This window comes from Streptomyces monashensis, from assembly GCF_001866665.1.
In the GTDB taxonomy this organism is placed as follows: Bacteria; Actinomycetota; Actinomycetes; order Streptomycetales; family Streptomycetaceae; genus Streptomyces; species Streptomyces monashensis.
Genome location: NZ_MLYO01000108.1, coordinates 1 through 5,218, shown reverse-complemented (window position 1 = coordinate 5,218; position 5,218 = coordinate 1). Strand labels below are relative to the sequence as shown.

General features: G+C 57.6%; 2 rRNA genes. Both read left to right on the top strand.

Going from position 1 to position 5,218, the window contains the following annotated elements:
• Positions 1 to 240: 240 nt before the first annotated feature.
• Positions 241 to 1,766 (top strand): 16S ribosomal RNA (locus tag BIV23_RS42370).
• Between the two features lie 311 nt (positions 1,767 to 2,077).
• Positions 2,078 to 5,196: ribosomal RNA gene (locus BIV23_RS42365) — 23S ribosomal RNA — on the top strand.
• The 16S and 23S rRNA genes sit together here, the layout of an rRNA operon.
• The last annotated feature ends 22 nt before the right edge of the window (positions 5,197 to 5,218 follow it).

Genomic DNA, 5,218 nt, shown 5'->3' with positions numbered 1-5,218 from the left:
GAAACACCGAAGGGAAGCCCGGAGGAAAGCCCGAGAGGGTGAGTACAAAGGAAGCGACCGTTCCTTGAGAACTCAACAGCGTGCCAAAAATCAACGCCAGATTAGTTGATACCCCGTCTCCGGTCGTCATGATCGGGGCGAGGTTCCTTTGAAAAACACAGCGAGGACGCTGTGAACCGGAAGGACTATTCCTCCTCCCGGTTCCGCTCTCGTGGTGTTGCACCGGATTACCGGTAAACATTCACGGAGAGTTTGATCCTGGCTCAGGACGAACGCTGGCGGCGTGCTTAACACATGCAAGTCGAACGATGAAGCCCTTCGGGGTGGATTAGTGGCGAACGGGTGAGTAACACGTGGGCAATCTGCCCTTCACTCTGGGACAAGCCCTGGAAACGGGGTCTAATACCGGATATGACCATCTTGGGCATCCTTGATGGTGTAAAGCTCCGGCGGTGAAGGATGAGCCCGCGGCCTATCAGCTTGTTGGTGAGGTAATGGCTCACCAAGGCGACGACGGGTAGCCGGCCTGAGAGGGCGACCGGCCACACTGGGACTGAGACACGGCCCAGACTCCTACGGGAGGCAGCAGTGGGGAATATTGCACAATGGGCGAAAGCCTGATGCAGCGACGCCGCGTGAGGGATGACGGCCTTCGGGTTGTAAACCTCTTTCAGCAGGGAAGAAGCGAGAGTGACGGTACCTGCAGAAGAAGCGCCGGCTAACTACGTGCCAGCAGCCGCGGTAATACGTAGGGCGCAAGCGTTGTCCGGAATTATTGGGCGTAAAGAGCTCGTAGGCGGCTTGTCACGTCGGGTGTGAAAGCCCGGGGCTTAACCCCGGGTCTGCATTCGATACGGGCTAGCTAGAGTGTGGTAGGGGAGATCGGAATTCCTGGTGTAGCGGTGAAATGCGCAGATATCAGGAGGAACACCGGTGGCGAAGGCGGATCTCTGGGCCATTACTGACGCTGAGGAGCGAAAGCGTGGGGAGCGAACAGGATTAGATACCCTGGTAGTCCACGCCGTAAACGGTGGGAACTAGGTGTTGGCGACATTCCACGTCGTCGGTGCCGCAGCTAACGCATTAAGTTCCCCGCCTGGGGAGTACGGCCGCAAGGCTAAAACTCAAAGGAATTGACGGGGGCCCGCACAAGCAGCGGAGCATGTGGCTTAATTCGACGCAACGCGAAGAACCTTACCAAGGCTTGACATACACCGGAAAACCCTGGAGACAGGGTCCCCCTTGTGGTCGGTGTACAGGTGGTGCATGGCTGTCGTCAGCTCGTGTCGTGAGATGTTGGGTTAAGTCCCGCAACGAGCGCAACCCTTGTCCTGTGTTGCCAGCATGCCCTTCGGGGTGATGGGGACTCACAGGAGACCGCCGGGGTCAACTCGGAGGAAGGTGGGGACGACGTCAAGTCATCATGCCCCTTATGTCTTGGGCTGCACACGTGCTACAATGGCCGGTACAATGAGCTGCGATACCGTGAGGTGGAGCGAATCTCAAAAAGCCGGTCTCAGTTCGGATTGGGGTCTGCAACTCGACCCCATGAAGTCGGAGTTGCTAGTAATCGCAGATCAGCATTGCTGCGGTGAATACGTTCCCGGGCCTTGTACACACCGCCCGTCACGTCACGAAAGTTGGTAACACCCGAAGCCGGTGGCCCAACCCCTTGTGGGAGGGAGTCGTCGAAGGTGGGACTAGCGATTGGGACGAAGTCGTAACAAGGTAGCCGTACCGGAAGGTGCGGCTGGATCACCTCCTTTCTAAGGAGCACTTCTAGGCCGCCTGGCGGTCCAGAGGCCAGTACATCGGCGAGTGTCCGGTGCTGGTTGCTCATGGGTGGAACGTTGATTATTCGGCCGGGTTTCCGGGTCGGAGGCTGCTAGTACTGCTCGTCAGAGCGTGGAACGCATGATCTCCGGGCGGGGTCCGGCCGGGCACGCTGTTGGGTGTCTGAGGGAATGATCTGATCTTCTCCTCAGTCGCCGGCCCCAGTGCACTCGGATCGTTGTGGTCCGGGGTGATGGGTGGCTGGTCGTTGTTTGAGAACTGCACAGTGGACGCGAGCATCTGTGGCCAAGTTTTTAAGGGCGCACGGTGGATGCCTTGGCACCAGGAACCGATGAAGGACGTGGGAGGCCGCGATAGTCCCCGGGGAGTCGTCAACCAGGCTTTGATCCGGGGGTTTCCGAATGGGGAAACCCGGCAGTCGTCATGGGCTGTCACCCGCTGCTGAACACATAGGCAGTGTGGAGGGAACGAGGGGAAGTGAAACATCTCAGTACCCTCAGGAAGAGAAAACAACCGTGATTCCGGGAGTAGTGGCGAGCGAAACCGGATGAGGCCAAACCTATGGCGTGTGAGACCCGGCAGGGGTTGCGTCGTGGGGGTTGTGGGATCTCTCTTCTGTTGTCTGCCGGCAACAGGACGAGTCAGAAACCGTTGATGTAGGCGAAGGACATGCGAAAGGTCCGGCGTAGAGGGTAAGACCCCCGTAGTCGAAACGTCAGCGGCTCGTTTGAGAGACACCCAAGTAGCACGGGGCCCGAGAAATCCCGTGTGAATCTGGCGGGACCACCCGCTAAGCCTAAATATTCCCTGGTGACCGATAGCGGATAGTACCGTGAGGGAATGGTGAAAAGTACCCCGGGAGGGGAGTGAAATAGTACCTGAAACCGTGTGCCTACAAGCCGTGGGAGCGTCGGAATGTGCTTGCACATTCTCGTGACTGCGTGCCTTTTGAAGAATGAGCCTGCGAGTTTGCGGTGTGTTGCGAGGTTAACCCGGGTGGGGAAGCCGTAGCGAAAGCGAGTCCGAACAGGGCGCTTCAGTAGCACGCTCAAGACCCGAAGCGGAGTGATCTAGCCATGGGCAGGTTGAAGCGGAGGTAAGACTTCGTGGAGGACCGAACCCACCAGGGTTGAAAACCTGGGGGATGACCTGTGGTTAGGGGTGAAAGGCCAATCAAACTCCGTGATAGCTGGTTCTCCCCGAAATGCATTTAGGTGCAGCGTCGTGTGTTTCTTGCCGGAGGTAGAGCACTGGATAGGCGATGGGCCCTACCGGGTTACTGACCTTAGCCAAACTCCGAATGCCGGTAAGTGAGAGCGCGGCAGTGAGACTGTGGGGGATAAGCTCCATGGTCGAGAGGGAAACAGCCCAGAGCATCGACTAAGGCCCCTAAGCGTACGCTAAGTGGGAAAGGATGTGGAGTCGCACAGACAACCAGGAGGTTGGCTTAGAAGCAGCCACCCTTGAAAGAGTGCGTAATAGCTCACTGGTCTAGTGATTCCGCGCCGACAATGTAGCGGGGCTCAAGCGTACCGCCGAAGTCGTGTCATTGCAGCTATAGCCCCAACGGGTGCTGTGATGGGTAGGGGAGCGTCGTCTGCCGGGTGAAGCGGCACTGGAAGGTAGTCGTGGACGGTTGACGAGTGAGAATGCAGGCATGAGTAGCGATACAAACGTGAGAAACGTTTGCGCCGATTGACTAAGGGTTCCTGGGTCAAGCTGATCTGCCCAGGGTAAGTCGGGACCTAAGGCGAGGCCGACAGGCGTAGTCGATGGATAACCGGTTGATATTCCGGTACCCGCTGTGAAGCGTCAAACATCGAGCATCGTGATGCTAAGGCCGTGAAGCCGTTCCGGACCCTTCGGGGAATGGAAAGTGGTGGAGCCGCCGGACCAAGCGGTTAGTAGGTGAGTGATGGGGTGACGCAGGAAGGTAGTCCATCCCGGGCGGTGGTTGTCCCGGGGTAAGGGTGTAGCCCGAGTGGTAGGTAAATCCGCCGCTCATGCAGGGTGAGACCTGATGCCGAGCCGATTGTGGTGAAGTGGATGATCCTATGCTGTCGAGAAAAGCCTCTAGCGAGTTTCATGGCGGCCCGTACCCTAAACCGACTCAGGTGGTCAGGTAGAGAATACCGAGGCGTTCGGGTGAACTATGGTTAAGGAACTCGGCAAAATGCCCCCGTAACTTCGGGAGAAGGGGGGCCACGTCTGGTGACCGGATTTACTCCGTGAGCTGGGGGTGGCCGCAGAGACCAGCGAGAAGCGACTGTTTACTAAAAACACAGGTCCGTGCGAAGCCGTAAGGCGATGTATACGGACTGACGCCTGCCCGGTGCTGGAACGTTAAGGGGACCGGTTAGCTTGGATTCGTCCAGGCGAAGCTGAGAACTTAAGCGCCAGTAAACGGCGGTGGTAACTATAACCATCCTAAGGTAGCGAAATTCCTTGTCGGGTAAGTTCCGACCTGCACGAATGGCGTAACGACTTCTCGACTGTCTCAACCATAGGCCCGGTGAAATTGCACTACGAGTAAAGATGCTCGTTTCGCGCAGCAGGACGGAAAGACCCCGGGACCTTTACTACAGTTTGATATTGGTGTTCGGTTCGGCTTGTGTAGGATAGCTGGGAGACTTTGAAGCGGGCACGCCAGTGTTTGTGGAGTCGTCGTTGAAATACCAGTCTGGTCGTGCTGGATGTCTAACCTGGGTCCGTGATCCGGATCAGGGACAGTGTCTGATGGGTAGTTTAACTGGGGCGGTTGCCTCCTAAAGGGTAACGGAGGCGCCCAAAGGTTCCCTCAGCCTGGTTGGCAATCAGGTGTTGAGTGTAAGTGCACAAGGGAGCTTGACTGTGAGACCGACGGGTCGAGCAGGGACGAAAGTCGGGACTAGTGATCCGGCGGTGGCTTGTGGAAGCGCCGTCGCTCAACGGATAAAAGGTACCCCGGGGATAACAGGCTGATCTTCCCCAAGAGTCCATATCGACGGGATGGTTTGGCACCTCGATGTCGGCTCGTCGCATCCTGGGGCTGGAGTCGGTCCCAAGGGTTGGGCTGTTCGCCCATTAAAGCGGTACGCGAGCTGGGTTTAGAACGTCGTGAGACAGTTCGGTCCCTATCCGCTGTGCGCGTAGGAGTCTTGAGAAGGGCTGTCCCTAGTACGAGAGGACCGGGACGGACGAACCTCTGGTGTGCCAGTTGTTCTGCCAAGGGCATGGCTGGTTGGCTACGTTCGGGAGGGATAACCGCTGAAAGCATCTAAGCGGGAAGCCTGCTTCGAGATGAGGACTCCCACCCACTTGATGGGGTAAGGCTCCCAGTAGACGACTGGGTTGATAGGCCGGATCTGGAAGCACCGTGAGGTGTGGAGGTGACCGGTACTAATAGGCCGAGGGCTTGTCCTCAGTTGCTCGCGTCCACTGTGTT